At 38.3% G+C, this 17,807-nt stretch carries 18 protein-coding genes and 5 tRNA genes; 16 read left to right on the forward strand and 7 right to left on the reverse strand.

The window, feature by feature from the left end; all coding sequences use genetic code 11:
- Positions 1–62: 62 nt before the first annotated feature.
- The 4 genes from FN001_RS17090 (at position 63) to FN001_RS17105 (ending at position 5,318) form a co-directional block, all read left to right on the forward strand.
- Complete coding sequence (locus FN001_RS17090; protein WP_142412652.1) at positions 63–1,115, forward strand: BppU family phage baseplate upper protein; 1,053 nt, start codon at positions 63–65, stop codon at positions 1,113–1,115.
- A gap of 32 nt (positions 1,116–1,147) precedes the next feature.
- Positions 1,148–3,274, forward strand: a complete 2,127-nt coding sequence (locus FN001_RS17095; RefSeq protein WP_142412653.1) for a glycosyl hydrolase family 28-related protein — start codon at positions 1,148–1,150, stop codon at positions 3,272–3,274.
- Positions 3,275–3,426: 152 nt separating this feature from the next.
- A complete protein-coding gene (gene xerA / locus FN001_RS17100; RefSeq protein ID WP_185911978.1) occupies positions 3,427–4,434 on the forward strand; it encodes a site-specific tyrosine recombinase/integron integrase in 1,008 nt (335 codons plus the stop codon).
- Between the two features lie 29 nt (positions 4,435–4,463).
- Entirely contained in the window at positions 4,464–5,318 is an 855-nt protein-coding gene (locus FN001_RS17105) for a DUF4376 domain-containing protein (protein WP_142412655.1), read from the forward strand.
- Positions 5,319–5,813: 495 nt separating this feature from the next.
- Here FN001_RS17105 and FN001_RS17110 read toward each other — a convergent pair whose 3' ends face one another.
- Entirely contained in the window at positions 5,814–6,278 is a 465-nt protein-coding gene (locus tag FN001_RS17110; RefSeq protein ID WP_142412656.1) for a hypothetical protein, read from the reverse strand.
- A 110-nt stretch (positions 6,279–6,388) separates the two neighbouring features.
- Here FN001_RS17110 and FN001_RS17115 point away from each other — a divergent pair, with 110 nt between their 5' ends.
- From FN001_RS17115 to FN001_RS17160, 10 genes are all read left to right on the forward strand, one after another.
- Positions 6,389–6,817 carry a putative ABC transporter permease gene (locus FN001_RS17115; protein WP_142412657.1) on the forward strand — a complete coding sequence of 143 codons (429 nt, stop codon included), beginning with the start codon at positions 6,389–6,391 and terminating at the stop codon, positions 6,815–6,817.
- A 17-nt stretch (positions 6,818–6,834) separates the two neighbouring features.
- Positions 6,835–7,758: a peptidoglycan recognition protein family protein gene (locus FN001_RS17120; RefSeq protein ID WP_142412658.1), complete on the forward strand. Its 924-nt coding sequence runs from the start codon at positions 6,835–6,837 to the stop codon at positions 7,756–7,758.
- A gap of 11 nt (positions 7,759–7,769) precedes the next feature.
- Positions 7,770–8,141, forward strand: coding sequence for a hypothetical protein (locus FN001_RS17125; protein ID WP_142412659.1), 372 nt, complete (start codon positions 7,770–7,772; stop codon positions 8,139–8,141).
- A 506-nt stretch (positions 8,142–8,647) separates the two neighbouring features.
- A complete protein-coding gene (locus FN001_RS17130) occupies positions 8,648–9,394 on the forward strand; it encodes a ComEC/Rec2 family competence protein (protein ID WP_185911979.1) in 747 nt (248 codons plus the stop codon).
- A gap of 27 nt (positions 9,395–9,421) precedes the next feature.
- Complete coding sequence (locus FN001_RS17135; RefSeq protein WP_142412661.1) at positions 9,422–10,063, forward strand: hypothetical protein; 642 nt, start codon at positions 9,422–9,424, stop codon at positions 10,061–10,063.
- A gap of 37 nt (positions 10,064–10,100) precedes the next feature.
- Positions 10,101–10,943: a hypothetical protein gene (locus FN001_RS17140; protein WP_142412662.1), complete on the forward strand. Its 843-nt coding sequence runs from the start codon at positions 10,101–10,103 to the stop codon at positions 10,941–10,943.
- A 77-nt stretch (positions 10,944–11,020) separates the two neighbouring features.
- Positions 11,021–12,433, forward strand: coding sequence for a hypothetical protein (locus tag FN001_RS17145; protein ID WP_142412663.1), 1,413 nt, complete (start codon positions 11,021–11,023; stop codon positions 12,431–12,433).
- 60 nt (positions 12,434–12,493) lie between these two features.
- Complete coding sequence (locus tag FN001_RS17150) at positions 12,494–13,042, forward strand: hypothetical protein (protein WP_142412664.1); 549 nt, start codon at positions 12,494–12,496, stop codon at positions 13,040–13,042.
- A gap of 11 nt (positions 13,043–13,053) precedes the next feature.
- The gene (locus tag FN001_RS17155) at positions 13,054–14,187 is read left to right on the forward strand and encodes a fibronectin type III domain-containing protein (protein WP_142412665.1); all 1,134 of its coding nucleotides are present in this window, start codon (positions 13,054–13,056) and stop codon (positions 14,185–14,187) included.
- 81 nt (positions 14,188–14,268) lie between these two features.
- Positions 14,269–14,811 (forward strand): hypothetical protein, encoded by a 543-nt coding sequence (locus FN001_RS17160; RefSeq protein WP_142412666.1) that lies wholly within the window; start codon positions 14,269–14,271, stop codon positions 14,809–14,811.
- On the opposite strand, the gene FN001_RS17165 is transcribed toward FN001_RS17160, so the two are convergent.
- Positions 14,801–15,070: a hypothetical protein gene (locus tag FN001_RS17165; protein ID WP_142412667.1), complete on the reverse strand. Its 270-nt coding sequence runs from the start codon at positions 15,068–15,070 to the stop codon at positions 14,801–14,803. The genes FN001_RS17160 and FN001_RS17165 overlap by 11 nt on opposite strands.
- Positions 15,071–15,266: 196 nt before the next feature.
- On the opposite strand from FN001_RS17165, the gene FN001_RS17170 reads away from it, so the two are divergent.
- Positions 15,267–16,544, forward strand: coding sequence for a site-specific integrase (locus FN001_RS17170; RefSeq protein ID WP_142412668.1), 1,278 nt, complete (start codon positions 15,267–15,269; stop codon positions 16,542–16,544).
- A 300-nt stretch (positions 16,545–16,844) separates the two neighbouring features.
- Here the strand turns inward: FN001_RS17170 and FN001_RS17175 are convergent.
- From FN001_RS17175 to FN001_RS17195, 5 genes are all read right to left on the reverse strand, one after another.
- Positions 16,845–16,918, reverse strand: a tRNA-Met gene (locus FN001_RS17175).
- A 28-nt stretch (positions 16,919–16,946) separates the two neighbouring features.
- A tRNA-Val gene (locus FN001_RS17180) sits at positions 16,947–17,019 on the reverse strand.
- Between the two features lie 6 nt (positions 17,020–17,025).
- A tRNA-Met gene (locus tag FN001_RS17185) sits at positions 17,026–17,099 on the reverse strand.
- Between the two features lie 4 nt (positions 17,100–17,103).
- A tRNA-Met gene (locus FN001_RS17190) sits at positions 17,104–17,177 on the reverse strand.
- 28 nt (positions 17,178–17,205) lie between these two features.
- Positions 17,206–17,278 (reverse strand) — tRNA-Val (locus FN001_RS17195).
- A 254-nt stretch (positions 17,279–17,532) separates the two neighbouring features.
- On the opposite strand from FN001_RS17195, the gene FN001_RS17200 reads away from it, so the two are divergent.
- Positions 17,533–17,754, forward strand: coding sequence for a hypothetical protein (locus FN001_RS17200; RefSeq protein WP_142412669.1), 222 nt, complete (start codon positions 17,533–17,535; stop codon positions 17,752–17,754).
- Positions 17,755–17,807 lie beyond the last annotated feature (53 nt).

Raw genomic sequence — 17,807 nt, forward strand, 5'->3', positions numbered from 1 at the left:
GACACTAAGAAGGGTTTCTACTACCCTTCTTTTTTATTGCTAAAAAGAAAGGAGGGTGACAGGTGGAACTTATTAATGATTTTACGATAGACGTCGGAAAACAGCAGTCGTTTAAATATTTGTGGGCAAAACAATACGATCACAATTCCAGAAGATATCGTCTTGTAATTACGAACCAAAATGTACCTCTTACGCTAACTGGTAAAGAGTATATTGTTCTTTCTCTTGAGGATAGTGGTGGAAACAACTATTCTAATACTTCTTGTCCATTTGGAGATGACGGGTATCCATATATTACATTCACAGATTCAATGCTTTCTCGTGAAGGTGATATTAAATGTGAGCTACGGGTCTATGATCAGAAAGGCGATTCTATTGCAACAACTTTCACTTTTAACATGGAAGTATCTCGAAGTCTTCTAAACCAAAGTCGTATGGTCGAATCGAGTGAGTTTAATATTCTCAACGGTCTAATTTCTCAGGCAATTCAGGTCACGGCACTTTTGGAAGATTTTAAAGAAAATAAGGCTAAAATTGAAAAGTTGATTGCTCAGATAAATGCTGATATCACGTCTTATCGTTCAGATTATAATTCTCTGTCTCAGCAGACACAAGAACTGATCGATCAGATACAGACATTCCTGACAACGGTACAACAGTCTGAAAATGATCGTGTTGCGGCTGAGAATGCCCGTGTACAGGCAGAGCAATTACGACAGTCTGGTTATGAGTCTAAGGCTGCTGAAGTTGAACAGCGCACTGCGGAGGCTATTGCAGAGGTTAAATCTCAAACTACCACTGCCATTTCGGATATGCAGACCGCTTATGATCAAAAAACGCAAGACGTTGAAACGAGGGTTTCAGAGGCTATTTCTGACGCCACAGAAGCCACAGGACGGGCAAATGCGGCTACTGAAAGTGCAAATTCTGCAACAGACAACGCAAAAGCGGCTACAGAGGCTGCTACGACCAGTGCCGCCAGTGCCAATTCTGCCAGAGACGCATGTCTGGCTGCAATCGAAACGCTAAAATACACAATGGTTGATCTGGACGGCGGGGAACCGGATAGTGATGCCAGCTTATATGTAAATGATTACAATGGCGGGGAGCCGTAATCCCCGTCTTTTTTATATGAAAGGAGACAATCATGGATTTTGCAAAAATCAGACCCAGAGGCGGTACAAAAGCACAATGGGAAAAAGCGAACCCAGTTCTCGCAAAGCGTGAAATCGGTGTTCAATGGGAGACAACAATTGGTGTTGGTGAAGTTGTTATTAAAATCGGTGATGGAGTAACTGACTGGCTTAATCTTCCAGAAGCAGTTAAGAGCGATATTACAAAGAAGATTATTGCTGCCCTTGCGGTTGTGTCAGATGATGATCCGGATCTTGCTGATGGAGATTCTCTCGATACACTGTTTGGAAAAATTGCAAAGAAATTTAAATATCTTAAAGACAATAAACTGGACAAGTCTGCACGTTATGATGGTACGGATTCTACTTCCACAGAACTCGTTCCGACAGCAAATGCCCTTAGAGGAGTTAATGCAAAAGCAGACAAGAATGCGTCTGATATCACAACCCTGAATAATAATTTGAGTAATTCGAATGTTTTAAGTTATGGGGCAGACCCTACAGGAGTCCGTGACAGTACCGCAGCGATCCAAAAAGCATTAAGAAGCGGTAAAAAACACGTCATTATTCCATCTGGAACCTATATTTGTAACTGGGCCAGGATCCCGTCGGATGTAAGTGTTCACGGTTATGGTGCCAAATTAGTTGCAACAACAGGTAATGTCATTTTCACCAATGATGCTGATGGCGTTACAGGTGGCTGGAGTGCCAACTCAAATATCATTATCGAAGGTATTGATTTTAGTGCTCCTAATGCAGCCCAGTGTACACCTGTCGGAATGGGACATTGTACGAATGTGGTGATTCGTAACTGTACATTCCATGATATTAAGGTATGGCATTTCATAGAATTTAACAGCTGCAAATCATGCACGATCGATAACTGTTATTTCTACAACTACGGAACTGCGGACGGCGGGTACTCGGAAATGGTACAGTTAGACTACGCTGTAAGCAGCGGCGTTTTCCCGTGGTTTGGACCGTATGACAGCACACCAACGGACGATACAAAAATTGTTAACTGTTCCTTTATCGGAAATTCTGATGTTTTATCAGGCAGAACTCCGGCGGGTATCGGAAATCACACGGGAGGCAGCTGGGTTATCAGAGATACCGAAATTTCGAATTGCTATTTTGAAAATTTAGGTTCAGCATTAAAATTCGTAACGTGCCATGATATAGCTTTTGACAACAACATAGTTAGAGACTGTAATACGGGTATTTACATGGGCGGAAATATCGGCCAGGTACAAATCAGTAATAATACCTTACGTGGACGTTCTAACTGGACATCGAATCTTGATTATCGTGGGATTTTCATTGAATATCTGAATGAAAGTACAATGTTGCAAGTTATTGGCAATAATATTGATCACTTTGGGAATCATGGTGTGGCGCTACAGGGTACTTTTATTAACTGTTTAGACAACCATATCACTTGCAATGGCAAGCACGGTCTGTACACTGGATGGGCTGAATTTGGCTCTAAATATTCTAATAATACCTGTTGGGGAAACAACCGGATAAACGAGGAAAATTCGCCATGTTACGATTTTTACTTTAACCTGACACGTTCCAACTTACCCGCAGATATTTCCGTTGGTGACATTCTCATAAACAACAACAAATTTACGTCCTGCTGTTTTAATGTATCTGATGGTCTTGAAAATACACAGAAAAGTTATTGTTTGTCAAATGTTATAAAGGGTACGTTTGTAAAGACAAGCAATGAGCTTGTAACATATGGAGATAACTGGAACGGCGGTACTCCAACGGACATTGTGATGATTCCGGAAATCGGTAATTTTTATGAGGTTTGGTTAACTTCAACGCAGTTAAATGAAAAAACATGGACAACATTAAATGGATCTGTAAATATCCCATTAGCAGGAACTTATCATATCGAAGGTTATTTTAGCACTAATGCAAGAGCCAACAATAACTATGGATCTGTAAGAATCACAAATTGTTTACCCAGAAATAGTTTTCAGTATACCATAGATGAGAACAGCGATCGTTATATTTATGCGCCTATTGATGTAACGCTTAAACTCGATGCCAACACGACACTCACCTTGGATGTTTGGAGCGGATTAGTTACAACCGGAGATGGATGGATTCGTGCAACAAGAATAGGATAAATTACTCAAATTATTACTCGGAAATTTCCGAGTAATACCCATCTTTAGTTCTACCACTACTCTGCAACTCTTCTATTCTGCGTTGTATTTTCTATAATTTTCCAGCTCAACAAGAGAATAACTCCATATCAAACGATATGGAGGAATTAATTATGATGACAACAGAGATTAGGAACAGAGTGATGGTAGAACTTGGAGACACATTTACTGTTGAGGAATTGCATATGATTGACCTTGCGGTGGCAAAAGCATTACAGGGTGTTCGAATCGAGAAGGAAGAAACTCTTCCGATGTTAGTTGATTCATCGCAGAGTATGTTTGTACGGGAATTTATGGCACGGAAAAGAATCAAGGGATGTAGGCCACGAACGATTGAAGCATATGAGGGATTGCTAAAAGAATTTTCAGGATGGGCAGATGCCGCACGGAGACCTTTGGATCAGGTTAAAGATATAGACATTCTAATTTATTTAGACTGGGTGAAAACGAAAAATAAAGTGAGCGACAGAACATTGGAAAACAAGAGACTGATCTTGTCTTCATTTTATGCGTTCATGCATGATACCGGAAAGATGGCGTGGAACCCTACTCGCACTGTCGATCCAGTTAAATACGCCGCAAAAGTAAGGCATCCTCTTACGGATATGGAGTTGGAAAAGGTAAGGAATACATGCGAAACACCAAGAGAACATGCACTGTTCGAAGTGCTGTATTCTACTGGTTGTCGTGTGTCAGAACTTGTACAGATTAACATTTCAGATATCGATTTTCAAAAACGGTCTCTTGTAGTTATTGGAAAAGGTAATAAGGAGCGCTATGTATTCTTAAATGCAAAGGCGATTTATGCTATCCAGAAATATATGAATTCAAGAGATGATGATAATCCAGCATTGTTTGTATGGAATAATAAGCCACACAATCGATGCAGTAAAGCTGCTGTTGAAACAGTTATTAGGGATCTTGGAAAACGGTCAGGAATTGGTCGTCCATTATTCCCTCACTTATTGCGCCATACTTTTGCAACAGATTTACTTGCTCATGGCGCAAAGATTTATGAGGTATCTCAGATGCTGGGACACGCTCAGATTGAAACCACGAAAATTTATGCCAAGTTGGGCAGCAATGCACTTAGTAATGCTCATGCCCAGTATTTGGCATAATACATATTTTATGAAGGAGATAAACTTTTATGAATATTACTTTAAAAGAAAAAGTATTTAAGATTTATGACAGCGTTGAAAACACAGCAGAAGGTACTCTTACTCTCCGCTTTTTAGCTGAAAAATATGGCATTGACGCCGTCAAGAATTATTTCGGCACAGCCAAAAAGGATGATCTTGATGAGATTGTAAAGACGACCGATGAAGGTGTCCATGTAGTTACATACAACCATTATACAAAAGTTATGGTTAAGGCAGCTTCTAAGACCATTTCCATTGAAAAGGATTCCACTAAGATTGTTAAGAGCCAGAACGAGAACGGTGAAGAAATCGAAGTTGAGGTTCCAACAACTGTTACAGAAGAAGTAGAAGTTGTAGAAGTTGTTCTTAGCTACGAGAACCCGACAGATCGTCTTGTAAAAGAGCTTGATGAAAAAATTAATCCAACAATTGATGTTGAGGAATGCTCACTTGATGAGTTAAAGGCTTGGCAGAAAAAGCAGGTAAACGCAGCTTGTAAAGAAGCTATCGAGGCCGGTGTTGATGTTGAGTTATCAGACGGAAAGACATATCATTTTTCCTATAAGGCAGAGGATCAGATCAATTATGTAGAAATGCGTCAGGAAATCGAACATGATGGTTACACAACGGTTCCATATCATCCAGACAATGGAGACTGCACTATTTATTCTTCTGACGATATGAAGAAGATTATCAAGGCACAGATTGCCAATAAATTTGTACTGACAACTAAGTGTAATGCTTATCATGGAATGATTAAAGATGCCGAAGACAAAGCTGCAGTTTCTGCTGTTGTATGGGGATCTGATTTATCAGAAAAAAGACAGGCTGATTTTAGTAAGATTGTAGCTGCAATGCAGTAATTATTGTTATGCGGGGAGAAATCTCCGCATAATATTCAGACATTTGAATTGATATACAATGTTGATTTTTATTTTCGTTCATGTGCGGTAATAATTTGAGTGGTAAAAGAGTCGTTGATCAATTTACAGCTCCAACAAACACGAAGATTACATATGCATACAAATATGGAAACATGGTCTCACTTACCGTTGTAATGTCTGGTATAAAAGACGGTTGGAATACCATTAACCTAACAACCAAATACAAACTGGCGTGTCCAGCAATTGCCAGCATATCCAAAACAACCATATCAGACAAAAGCATATTTGCATCTTGCACGTTTGATGGCACAAGTATGACAGTTCTTTCCAGCTCTGATTTTAGTGGCGATTTGTCCGCTAATTTTATATTGCTTGTAAAACAGTAGGCACAAAGTGACCATGTATTCTTTTAAATATAAAATTCATCGAGACTTTGGAAATTGTTTTTATGTTTAAATGACAGTTATCTGTAGTTTAATATTTGCTATAAGCCACCCGTACTGTTCCGGTCCAATCTACGGCGTTTTCGCATCTAAATTGAATATAAGAATTATTATAAATTGAGCATGTAACATTTCCTGATGTACCGGCCCAGGATGATATATTTGCAGATACTCCAAATGAACCTTGGGGAAGATTCCATCCACTATAATTAAAATATTTCAGCCCGTTTGCAGACGTTATCCATTGATCAGACGTTATTGTTATACTAATATCGGCATATTGAATCCCTTTTTTCTCCCATTCAGGAACGATCTGAACGGAAGATTGCATATAAATTTCACCAGTCACTGAAACTAAAACGGCGCATGAACCACCAACCAATACAATACCTGTATTATTGTTTGGAGAAAAAGAACCTTTCCATCCAACAATACCTATAAGTGGTTTATTTCCGCTCCAAACAGCTTCGAGTTGCGAGCGAGTAAAATCTGACATATCGACAAAACGGGACTGCATGTCACTATATAATTGAGTGACACGATCAGTTTGATTACTCAAATTATTACAAATAGTTTTTTATACCTCTAATTCTCAGGAGGTGATCTATGAATAAATATACGTCATTCTTCCTGAAAGAACTAATATTATATCTGATTGGCGGAACACTCTACTATTCTATCGAGATTCTTTGGCGAGGATATTCACATTGGTCTATGTATATTCTTGGTGGACTATGCTTTTTATACGCCGGTCTGCAAAATGAATATACTGCTTGGGATTATCCGTTTTGGAAACAAATTGGAAGAGTCGAGACATTTGTTCTTTGTGCGGAATTTATTACGGGATGCGTTGTAAATATTATACTGGGCTGGAATATATGGGACTACTCTTCTCTCCCATTTAATATTCTGGGTCAGGTGTGTTTACCATACGCAATTTTGTGGATTCCGCTCTGTGCTATCGCTATAATCCTCGACGATTACATTAGATATATTTTCTTTCATGAAGAAAAACCACACTATAAATTTTATTAAAAAAAGGAAGTGATATTTTGAATGATATTCTTTCTAATGTACATAAACTATTGACACCTTATAACTATAATTCTGGAGCTACTTCCAGAATTAAATATATTGTGATTCATTATGTCGGTGGAATCGGTTCTGCCGAACAGAATTGCAAATATTATGCTCAAGCAAAACGTGGTGCAAGCGCTCATTATTATGTTGATTTTGATGGGTCGGTTTGGCAATCTGTTGAAGACGATAACATTGCTTGGCATTGTGGAGCGAAGAAATATAAACATCCAGAATGCAGAAATTCTAATTCTATCGGAATTGAGCTGTGCGTCAGAAATAAAGGAAATAAATCTGCGGCATCTCGTGATTGGTACTTCGAAGACGCGACTGTAAAGGCCGCGATAGAGCTAACAAAAGTCTTGATGAAAAAATATAATGTTCCTGCAGATCATGTAATTCGACATTATGATGTGACGGGAAAGATCTGTCCTAATCCATTTGTTTACAATCAAGGCAAGTATTCTTGGAACAACTTTAAAAGTGCAATTTCTGTAACAGCTGAACCGACAGTAAAATCTGGTTGGACAAAAGAATCTGATGGTTGGCATTTTTATTTTGATAACGGCGTGGATATTAAAAACGATTGGTATAAAGATGCTACTGGTAAATGGGCATGGTTTAATGCGGCAGGTGCTGCCGTTTCAAATGATTGGTATCAGTATGAAAATGCTTGGTATTATTTCGGCGCAGACTGTTATATGTATGAAAGTAAATGGCTATTTTATAAAAACCAATACCATTATTTCGATGCAGATGGGGAAATGGCTACCAGCGCTTATATAAAATCAAAAAATCCAACTTCAGAAATGTATTATTGGGTTGATGAAAATGGAATTTATCAACCGAAATGGGATACAGAATCACCAGACTTAAATAACTATAGACTTGTCGAATAGCGAGTAATAATTTGAGTAATAAGGCAGATAAGACGTCCTTATCTTCTTATGCTCTAAAGAGTGATTTAAGTTGGAAAACTCTTGGGACGGTCAGTAATACTGAAATATTGGATATCTCAAACATCACAAAAACAGCGAACGAAATATGTCTAGTCGTATATTTTTTGATTGACAAAAATGAGCGTGATTATTTTTACATTATTCCAGTTGCTGGATTAGGCAGCGGAGGCAGTGTTGTTACCATCGGAGGATATTATATTACGGCAGGTGATTACGGAGTTGTGCAGGTTAGGGCAAGTACCTCGGAAATTGGACTTGTTACGGTATATCATGGAGGTCAGGATGTAAGAAGCAAAGCATCGCTTAAGGTGAGATATCGTTAATGTTTATTATGTTTGCCCGTATTTAGCTACTGAGGTTATCCATAGAAATACATTTCCATGTTCCCCACTCAGTCCATCCATATGATCTATAATATATTTTTGCCTCAACAACAAGATCAGTCACAAAAATTTCTATGTATCCATTAGTTTTGTCTTCGTTGGCCCAATATCCTCGAACGATTATATGGCTATGCCAAAATGATTTTGGGAAACCCATATTCATTTTATCTTGATCCGACGCATTTGAATCTTCGTAGGTATAAAATCCAGGATCAAGTTTCAGAATATTAGTTCCGGTATAAATAGCTATGGGACCATTTACTGTGCTCCTGATGTTACCTAAATTATTATTCCCAATATAGAATTTTATGAATTACAAAAATTTATTTTTATCTTTTCTTATATCATGTCTTCTTGTGTTCATTGTCCCGTGTACGACCACTTCTTCTCAACAAAAATCATCTGATCCCGTGTTATATATGCTTGCCTCCGAAGGCGAAGCACAAATGCTCTCTTCTGTTATTGTGACACCAGAAAATAAAATTATTGTTATAGATGGCGGTTGGACTTATGACGCTGAAAGACTAATTTCAACAGTGAAAAAACATGGAAATCGAATAGATGCATGGTTCATCACACACCCTGACCCTGACCACTCAGGAGCCTTATATCGGGTTTTACAAGGCGGATATGGCGTCGGGATAGGAATAATTTATTATTCCTTCGCAACGGACGACTGGTACGCCGAAAATTCTCCAGATATAAAAGATTTTGTAAAATTATTAAAAAATACTTTGCAAAAATATAATACACACGAGACAAGAAAAAATGATATCTACCACATAGGATCGGCAAAAATTTATGTGTTAAACGATAGATATACATTCGCAGAAAATACAGTGAATAATTCCAGTATCGTTTATAAAATATTTATCAATGATACATCAATATTATATCTCGGAGATCTTGGTTATGAAGGTGGAGAAAAGCTTTTAGCGGAAACTCCGCCTTATTTATTATCTTCTGATATTGTGCAAATGGCGCATCATGGACAAGCCGGTGTTGGTGAAGATGTTTATAAGGCAATCGATCCCCAAATTGCCCTGTGGTCTACTCCTCAATGGTTGTGGACAAATCAGAATGGTACTGGACAATTTAAGACTCTCGAAACACGGCAATGGATCCAAAAGATAGGAAGTAAAAACTATGTCACAGCAGATGGCGACATCTGTTTGGACTTAAATAAAAACTAATCATCATATTTAGGAAGGAGGCATGATATGTATACAGTTTTACTGCAAAATGACAAAAGTCTTGTGGCTACAAATCGCTGCACGATTCATCAAAGAGAAAAACTGATGGATAAATTAGTTTTCTTAATTCCGAAAACATATAACGATATCGATTTAACAGATTTTATAATTCAGATGCAATACATTGATCAGGGAAATGAAGTTCAACTTGAAATTCTTTCTCGTGACGAATCCAGTGAGACTCGCACTGATTATATGAATTATATTCTCCCAATCGATACGAAACTAACACGTTTTTCTGGTGAAATAACATTAAAACTAACTTTATCAAAGGTAGATATGGACGCAGGAAAGGAATATTGCTTGGAGTCAGGTGAATATATCATTTCTATTTCTCCACTTTCTGATTATTATCACTTCGTATCTGATAAACTTCTTGATCCAATAACCCAGAAAATTGATGAGTTAAGTGCTCGAATGCAAGCAGTAGACAAGCTTGCTACAAGTTATGACGAGAACAAGGCAGACAATATTAAGCTCGATTCTGAAACATCAGAATTATATCTGACAGCAAACGGAAAAGCAATTGGAGATAAGATTTCAATTAACGCTCTTGGAGACGCTATTGCTGATGACACTGAGGATGGTTTAATTAAGGTTATTCTGTAAAAGATAACATAAAATTCTTCAGAAAGGAGGGCTAATAATGGCTGCTGATAAAGCAAAAAACAGAGTCAAATGGGGTTATCTAAATTATGATGATATTCAGGTGCGTATTGATGAAAACAAACTCGACGCTTATGACGTTGTTTATACAAAAGATACGCATGAATGTTATATATTAAAAGAAGATTTAACTCCTGTTCCTGTACATTCAAGGATTTACAGATTTAATGGAATTGCTGCCGCAATAACATATTTAAATGCTGCCAGTGATACATATGACGGACAGATTGTGGCAATTCGGTCTGGTGAAAAATACCGCGCTTATATTGTAAATTTGGTCGATAAGCAGTATGACGTTGAATTACTAATGGATACCGCTCAAGAAATTGATTATAACACATTAGGAAACCGACCGATCATAAATTTGTCTGGAACATTATCTGAGCCGGTAACGGTCGGTAATCTTGATATTGGAATTTATTCTATCACAGGACAGTATAAAATTTTCGACTCTGTTGATACAGTTTTCTCATGTTCTGCAAATCATATCTTTTTGGTTGATAAATCTGAAACCGAAACCCTTGTAAGAGATATATCCGCAAGAAAAATTATTTCTTATTTATCGGACGGGACCACCGTCAAGGAAAACGAAATAGTTACAGCAGATTATCTTAAAGAAAACAATTATGCAACCAACAGTTCGGTAGATCAAAAGTTGCAAGCTTTGGACATTTTAACCAAGGCGGAAGCAAAGGAATATATCGAATCTACAGTAACTGAATATTTGGATGCAAAGCTAAATGACGCCATCGATAAAAAGCTTGATGAAAAGCTTACTGAAGCTCAGGATTCTGCAATTGATGGAATGTTTACGACCGATTAAATGACGATGCTCATGGCATCGTTTTTTAGTATACAAACCTATTAATTTTTTATTTATCCTTAAGGAGGAAATGCATTATGGCAACAAAATCTTACACAATTATCACCCTTGAAAGACTCCAGAAATATGACAGCCTTATTAAACCGTTTATTACTGGTAAAGTATCTGATGCAGTTGCAAAGACTTTCAAATCAGTTAGCATCGACGGCTTCACATTAAAGTTCTATACAGTAGAAAAACCGGCTACTGACACAACACCGGCATTTACAATCGATCTTCCAGAGACCGATATCAGCGGTCTTATCTCTAAAATTCAGAATGCTACTGCTGGCGATGTAGTTATCGCAAATGCAGACGGTACAGTTGCTGACGGCGGTGTTAAACTCGCTGATCTTGCAAAATCTGCAGATGTGACTAAGGAAATTGGTACAGCAAAGACAGAGCTTGAAGGCGAAATCAAGACCAACACTGATGCCATTGCAAAGTTAAACGGTGCAGAAGACACAGAGGGTTCTGTAGCTAAGGCTGTTAAGGACGCAAAGGACGCTCTTCAGGAGCAGATTACATCAAACAAAAATGTTCTTGATAAACTTGATGGCGCTGTTACTGTAGACGGCTCCGTTAAAAAGCAGATTAAAGATGCCAGCGACGCTTTAGATGCAAAGATCGGTACTCTCGATGATCTCACAACAACCAATAAAGGCAACATCGTAGAGGCTCTTGAGGAAGTTAAGACGGCAGTAGGTAACGCTCAGACAGCCGGAGAAGTAACAGTTGACACAGCAACCACTACTGCTGGTATGGCAAAGTCTTACACAATCAAACAGGGTGAAAAGACTGTAGCCACAATTGATATTCCAAAGGATATGGTTGTTAAGTCTGGTACTGTTGAGAAGAATCCGGAAGGTCAGCCAGCAGGCACGTATCTTGTTCTTACATTAGCTAACGCTACAAACGATAAGGTATATGTAAATGTCGGCACTCTTGTTGATATTTATACTGCAAAGGCAAGTGCAACACAGGTACAGATTGCAATCGACTCTGCTACAAGAGAGATCTCTGCTACAATCGTTGCTGGTTCTGTGACCTCTACAGAGTTAGCTGATGCTGCAGTTGTAACTGCTAAGATCGCTGACGGCAACGTTACAAAAGCAAAGCTTTCCAAAGAGGTTCAGACTTCTCTCGAAAAGGCCGACACTGCACTTCAGGAGGCTGACGTTGCTACACTTAGAACTGACGTTGCTGATGTTAAGACGTCTCTGGCTGAAGGAGGCGCTACTGCAAATGCAATCGCTGCTGCTAAGAAGGCCGGTACTGACGCTGCGGCTGCAGTAGATACTCTTGAGAAAGGTCAGGTTGCTACCAACAAGACTAATATCGAGACCAACACATCTGATATCACAGCTATTAAAGGCAGACTCGATACAATCGAGGGGGTTACCTATGTAGAAGCCACCGACGAGCAGATTACTGCAATGTTCACAGAATAGTCTCATAATAATGGCGGTAGGGAGTAATATCTCTACCGCTCATCTTCTTTGGAGGTAAGGATGAAAAAAGAAATTGTAGTTGTCAGCCTTCAAAGGTTGAAAACATTTTTAGCTCAATGTGTAGAAAAATTTGCTTTAAAAGACCATTTACATACTGTGGCAACAGAGCAAAAAGATGGATTTATGTCATCTAATTCAGTAAAAGACATTGAGGCTATTATTGCAAAACTAAATAACTTTGGAAAATTAGTGGATTTTGATGGTGGTGAACCAGATAATACGGAATACAGTTTTGATTTAGATGGTGGTGAGCCAAATTCTGTTTATACATTGGAAAACCCTGATTTTACTGTGACTCTTAAAGCTACTGATTGGGTGGCATCAGATGGAGGCGGTTATTTGCAATCTATTACCAATTCACAATTCTCTGGATTGAATGACTATTTTGTAGCAAGCACCTTAACCGGAAGCGAGACAAAAGACGAAGCGAATAAGTACAACGCTGCACTTAAATATATTGTTAGCGGGTCCTCTTCCGGAAATACTATTACATTTAAGGCTATTGAGAAACCTTCTATCGATTTATCTGTAAAACTGGTAAAGGTTTAAGGAGGGTTTGTATGGGAAAATTATATATAGCATCAAATGGTTCCGGTGTATATTCTTCGGAAGTTACGGCGAAAAAATCTGATGTTCGAAAAGGTGTAAAGACCATTACTTCCGATAGTGGCAATGAGATTGTAGAGGGGCTACTGAATGTTTCTGATACTTCTGATGCAACAATTACCGCAAAATATCTTTTAAAAGGCATTGTTGCTTATGGTAAAAACAACGAAAGAATTGTTGGTGAAATGGAAGTGCAAAGTGCTGTAAATTTTAATATTGCCGTTATTTCGTATAACTCCGTAAAAATCTCGTGGACTCAGCCATCTATGGGTCCATATAGCGGAGTAAAGATTTACACCAGTACATCTACTGTTTTAGGGAATGACGGCATATTAAGTTTTCAAGGACAGGGAACATATGATTCAGAAAACAATACATATTATGCGGTAGTCTCAAACCTGTCTGAAAATACTCAATATTATTTCTGGGCATACTCTTATTGTACCGGTTTATCAGATTCTACAGTAATTACAAACCTTTCAGTAAAGACTGCCATTAAAACTCTTACGATGGATATCTTTTTAGACTATTTTAATGGTTCCGATGTAAGCATGTCATATAGAGAAGCAGGTACAGAATATGGATTTGATTCATTTTATAGCATTTCAAACCCGTCCGAAAAAGATCAAGCTGCCATTTTCAAACATGATAGCGGAAGCAACTATTTAAGTATTCTCAAGGATAAAGATCATCCTATGGTTATTGGTTATCCATATTCAAGCGTCACTACTTCTGTGTCGTATACATACAAGCCAAAATTAAATCTTGGGAATTCAGAAATGTTTATTCAATTGGATCGTTGGAAACCTGAAAAGGCGGCTTCTCGACTTACAAATTCAGATATTTCTTTATTATCTTCGAATACACGCAACCTTTTGTTAAATTATGGTTTAAGATTTATTGACGCATCTGGATCAGTTGTAAAAGATTTCGGTGCGATAAAAAGTGTGCGTAGCGGAATTATCACCATGGAAGGATTGAATTATTATAAAGAATTTAAAGTGTGCGGAATTGCTTTTACTGTATCATCTCCGTATACATCAGGCAGGAATCCTATACCGTCTAAAATCGAATTTTACGCCCTGTAGAGTAAAACACGATAGTTTTTATAGACCATTAATACAAAAACGGCCTACAGTGGCTTCTGAAAGCTTATAGAAGGGATTGGTGTGTATGTAATGATTGGCGAAATTGAACAACTTATGAATATGAATTTCGATTGGAAAAGCGGAATCATTGTATTTCTTTTAATTGTTGTACTGCTACCGAAATGGGGTCAAGCATGGAAGGCTCTTTGTGATTTTATTGGTTACGAATCCAAAGCAGTCAGAAAAGAACGGGAATTATGGGACCAGATTAATGAATTAAAACGCCTGAGGGAAGAAGACCATGAGAACTATACGAAATATCATCAGGAATCAATCAACATCCGCGACGAGCTTGTAGAAAGTAATAAACAAGTCAAGGAAGATATTTCAAAGCTTGTTAAGGCATTTGAAGAGTATCGAAAAGAAGATAATAGGCGCACTGTCGCTACTTTAAGAAATACCCTCTGGCGGAACCACAAGGAGTTCACAGAACAAGGTTATGTGACCCCAGAGGGGTTAAAAACATTTGAAGAACTTGGTGAAGTATACGAAGATGCCGGAGGAAACGATATATTCCACGATAAGCTTAAACCAGAAGTTGAAGCATTAGAGATCAGATATTAGTAAGTTGCGCTTTGGCAATCTTCCAGATAGTGCTTTTGGCATCATACATAACGGTTAGTTCGTGCTTACGACCAGCATATTCGCAGATGGTTTTAAAGGTTTTACCTGGCATCGCATAGAAATCATTTTGATCGACCATTTTGGAATATAGTACTTTGAGTGTGATGTCAACGTCGTGATGGCGGAGCTTAAAATAAAGCGGCTGGACTTCACCGTTCTCATTAAAGCTGACGATAGCTTTGATCATCTGATATTCCATCGTGATTCTCCTCTCTTATGATTATGATTTAATTTTAGCAGAACAAGTGTTTGGAGTCAATGGAAAGATATAACATAAAACGTAATAGGGACAGTTGAGCATGTGGTGAAATCCACTACTCTTCTGTCCCTATTTTTTTCTTAGCAACTAAAAATTGGATTTTTATAATATAATATGAGGATTTTACAAGCAAATTATGAATGATCAAGAATTATTGCAATTCGCCATCGCCCAAGGTATAATTAACTTGGATGATGTGCGAGAAGATATGAAAAACAAACAACGCGCAGATATTTTAAGTAAACACAAGTATAGTATTTCTCAAGGAACTGATGGGAGGTGGCGTACTACTTTGCCAGATAAGACAGCAAAAAATGGAAGACGTCTGGTGGCAAAGACAACAAAAAAGGCTCTCGAAGATGCGGTTATTGCGTTTTATAAAGAGCAGGACGGGCCGGAGGTCAAACATGATTTGACGCTTACCGATATATATCCAGATTGGATTATATACCGTAGCAAGCTCACAAAGGCTTCCTCGACCATTAAGCGATACAAGTCAGTGTGGAACACATGGTTTGCAGGAAAATCGATTTCTGGGCTTCCTGTGAGCCAATTAAGCTATTTGTATTTGAACGAATGGGCGAACACCATTGTAAAAGACAATGACTTAACTCCTAAAGCCTATTGGTTGATTTCCAGCTTGATGATGCAGATTATGGATTATTCTGTTGAACGTGGATATGTTTCTTCGAATCCTTTTAGCAGAGTTAAGGTATCAGAGAAAATGTTCCGTTATGAGAAAAAACCAGAAAGCGAAACCCAAGTATTCCTTGAAGACGAACAGGAACTCATAGCGAAGGCAGCAAAGGAAAAATTCCAGATGAGGCCATGGTGTATTACTCCTCTGTTTGTTCTTTTGAATTTTCAACTTGGACTACGCATAGGAGAACTCGTTGCCTTAAAATGGGAAGATATCGATGGTGACTATTTAAATATCCAGCGAATGGAAACTACGACATTCCGGGTTGAAGAAGATGGCAATGTTGTTCCCGATGGATATAAAATTGTGCCATATTTGAAATCAAAATCTGGATCCCGGCAAGTTTATCTTAATCACATTGCAAAGGAGCTAATTGCAGATATCCGTAAAATAAGTCTAAAAAACGGTTATCAGGATGATGGATTCATGTTTATCGCCAGCAGATCAAAGAAACGAGGAACAAGCAGGACACTTACAAAGTACCTCGAAAGTCTGTGTAAGTATGCCAACGTAAACAACAAGAGCAATCACAAGATTCGTAAGACGTTTATTTCCACTCTTATCGAGAAAAAAATTAACATTGATACAGTAAGAGAACAGGCTGGACATAGCAGCGAGAAAACCACTCTTCGCAGCTACTGCTTTGATACGAGTGTCAAGAAAACAAAGGAAAATGCCTTAGAATCAGCGGCAAACACCAAGATGGCTTTGTAGACCCAAAAGTGTAAACAAAAAAAGTGTAAACATTTTTGAGGATTTTTCATTGCAGCCGGTTATTTGGTCATTTCGAGGTAAAAAATGGATCTCATGTTTACATTTCAAAAAGTGTAAACAAAGAAAGTGTAAACAAAATCGTCTTAAAAGTTATATCAAAATGTAATTATATAACAATAAGATATAACACTAAATAACGAGTAAACAAAAATGCAAAAATGTAAACAAAACAAACGTAGGTTCGAAAAAACAAAAGAGCCATAACGCCGTAGTTATAGGCATTTATGACCCTTGGGAGAGTAGCGGAAGGGAGATTTGAACTCTCGACACCACGGGTATGAACCGTGTGCTCTAGCCAACTGAGCTATTCCGCCATGATCAATATGAAATTTTTCATATAAATGGGACCTATAGGGCTCGAACCTATGACCCTCTGCTTGTAAGGCAGATGCTCTCCCAGCTGAGCTAAGATCCCATTAAGTAGCGGAAGGGAGATTTGAACTCTCGACACCACGGGTATGAACCGTGTGCTCTAGCCAACTGAGCTATTCCGCCATAGTAGCGGAAGGGAGATTTGAACTCTCGACACCACGGGTATGAACCGTGTGCTCTAGCCAACTGAGCTATTCCGCCATGATCAATATGAAATTTTTCATATAAATGGGGCCTATAGGGCTCGAACCTATGACCCTCTGCTTGTAAGGCAGATGCTCTCCCAGCTGAGCTAAGACCCCATTGCTTCCGGCTGACGTTTCCGTCAAGCGTGATTGCTTGTACAGTTTAACCTATTTTTTCGGAATTGTCAACAGTTTTTTTAAATTTTTTGTGATGATATTTTTCCTTTTCTATACTACACGATTTTTAAAAAAGACTGACATCTTCTTTTTTTCTCTTGCATTCCCGATACATCTTGTTATATAGTATAATATATAGGGAACCAGTTTATGGATTCCAATATTATGAAACCTGCACAGGAGGGATTATCATTATGCCAAGAGGAAGAAAGAAAGTCGAAGTTGCTCCGCAGGATCTTTTAAACGAGGTCCTCACTTCCATTGAAGAGACAGAGCAGAAATTAAAAACATTAAAAGCGCAGAAAAAGGACATCGAAAAACAGATCGAAGCTAAAGAGATGGCTGAATTATACGCGATCGTGAAAGAGAAAAACATGTCGATCGAAGATGTAAAAACGAAACTCGGCGCAGAATAAGTTTTGCACTTCTGCCTGAACATAAAAGGAAGATCCACATTTCCCAGATATCA

The organism is Clostridium sp. Marseille-P7770 (genome assembly GCF_902143525.1).
GTDB lineage: Bacteria > Bacillota > Clostridia > Lachnospirales > Lachnospiraceae > Pilosibacter.